Genomic DNA, 1,825 nt, shown 5'->3' on the forward strand with positions numbered 1-1,825 from the left:
GCGGACAGCGATTTCGCCACGGTTGGCGATGAGCACCTTGCGCACGATTGAGGCTCCCTCCTTGAAACAAGCCGAGTTTAGGGACAGCCGACACGGCACTTCGACCCGTCCCCACCGGTGAGCTTGCCCACACGGAGCGTGATGCGAGGCTCGCTCGACCCGCGAAATCCCTTGTCACACCACTGTGCGCAGGACTCCTCCGGAAAACCCTAGCTTCCGATGCGGCCGAGGTCTCTGTGAGAGCGCGCTGCGCCCCACTTCGTTTCTTTGTGGAGTCCCTACGAATGGCCCAATCAGTCTTTGCCTTCCGCAGAACCCTTGTCCCACGGTTTACCCGTGAGTAACGTTCGCGTCGTCTCGACGGTACTCGCGGTAACAGGCTCTGCGGTGGAGCGGCGGTCGGAAGGGGGTGGAGCCGGTGGTGCGCAGACCGGTGGCAGGGGTGGTGGCGGTCGTGCTCCTCGTGGAGGCCTTCGCGGTGGGAGCGCTGAACTGGCTCCTCGGCGAGGTCGTGCACCGGCAGCAGATGTCCCTGGCGGGCCTGGACCCGCAGATGATGTCGGCGTCGGCGAAGGCCGGCGGCGTGCTCTTCGGCCTCTGCTTCGCCCTGTGCGGCCTGGTCGCCCTGCGGGTCGCGGTGCGGGGCCGCCGCCCGTCCCGCCCCGGCCGTGTCCTGCTCGTCGGCGCGGCCGTGGTGCACGGGCTGCTGGGCGCCGTCGCCTGGGGGCTGGTGGGCTGGAAGGCCTTTGTGGCCCTGATGGTGGTGCTCGCGCTCATCGTGCTGCTGCTGATGACGTACGACCCCCAGGAGGGATCGGCCGGTGGAGTGCCGGGCGACGCCCCCCGGGGCGACGCGGGTGACGGCCGGAAGGAGGACGCTCCGGCCGGCGGAATTCCCCCCGCCCCGGTCGCCCCTCCGGCCGAGTCCGACGCCCCTTGAGCAGCTCTTGACCAGCCCCCGGTTCAGCTCTCGGCCGGGGGCGCCCACAGCTCGGTGATGTTCACCCCCAGCTCGGCCAGCAGCCGGCGGACCAGGGGCAGACTGATGCCGATAACGTTGCCGTGGTCGCCGTCGATGCCCTCGATGAACGGCGCCGAGCGGCCGTCCAGGGTGAAGGCACCGGCGACGTGCAGCGGCTCGCCGGAGCTGACGTAGGCGGCGATCTCCTCGTCCGTCGGCTCACCGAAACGGACCACGGTGGAGGCGGTGCCCGAGACGTACCGCCCGCTCTGCGTGTCCCAGACGCAGTGCCCGGTCTGAAGGGTGCCGGCCTGTCCGCGCATCGCCTTCCAGCGGGCGGTGGCCTCCTCGGCGTCGGCGGGCTTGCCGAGGGGCTTGCCGTCCAGGTCGAGCACCGAGTCGCAGCCGATGACCAGGGCGCCCTGGACCTCCGGGCGGGCCGCCACGACGGAGGCCTTCGCCTCGGCCAGCGCGAGGGCCAGCTCGGCTGGGGTGGGCGCGGTGATCGCATCCTCGTCGACGCCGCTGACGGCGACCTCCGGGTCGAACCCGGCCTGTCGGAGCAGCCCGAGACGGGCGGGGGACTTGGAGGCGAGCACGAGTCGGCGGCGCGGCTGGTCTGTCATACGGTCAGCGTAAACGGCGGCGTCGACCGGCCTCACCTCAGTCCGATCACCAGCATCGCCAGCAGCATGGCCACCGCGACGAGAACACCCAGCCGCCGCAGCATCTCCTGCGCGTCCCGCAGTTCCTTGGGCGGCTCGTTCTCGGGGTCGGACCACAGCATTCCTCGATCGTCCGGTGCACACCGGGACCGGCGCCTGAGTACGCGTACTCAACTTGGCCGGTCCCGGTGTGCACCGG

Annotated in this window: 3 protein-coding genes; 1 reads left to right on the forward strand and 2 read right to left on the reverse strand. The window is 70.6% G+C overall.

Annotation, left to right across the window (positions count from 1 at the left end; translation table 11 throughout):
- Nucleotides 1-418 precede the first annotated feature (418 nt).
- Nucleotides 419-940, forward strand: coding sequence for a hypothetical protein (locus tag CCN35_RS26930; RefSeq protein WP_079130066.1), 522 nt, complete (start codon nucleotides 419-421; stop codon nucleotides 938-940).
- A 23-nt stretch (nucleotides 941-963) separates the two neighbouring features.
- Here the strand turns inward: CCN35_RS26930 and CCN35_RS26935 are convergent, their stop codons facing one another.
- Together CCN35_RS26935 and mmpB are read right to left on the reverse strand one after the other, a co-directional pair.
- Nucleotides 964-1,587: a Maf family protein gene (locus tag CCN35_RS26935; RefSeq protein WP_086794653.1), complete on the reverse strand. Its 624-nt coding sequence runs from the start codon at nucleotides 1,585-1,587 to the stop codon at nucleotides 964-966.
- 32 nt (nucleotides 1,588-1,619) lie between these two features.
- Nucleotides 1,620-1,748, reverse strand: a complete 129-nt coding sequence (gene mmpB, locus CCN35_RS30025; RefSeq protein ID WP_086794655.1) for a morphogenic membrane protein MmpB — start codon at nucleotides 1,746-1,748, stop codon at nucleotides 1,620-1,622.
- Between the last annotated feature and the right edge of the window lie 77 nt (nucleotides 1,749-1,825).

The organism is Streptomyces thermovulgaris (genome assembly GCF_002155915.1).
Lineage (GTDB): Bacteria > Actinomycetota > Actinomycetes > Streptomycetales > Streptomycetaceae > Streptomyces > Streptomyces thermovulgaris.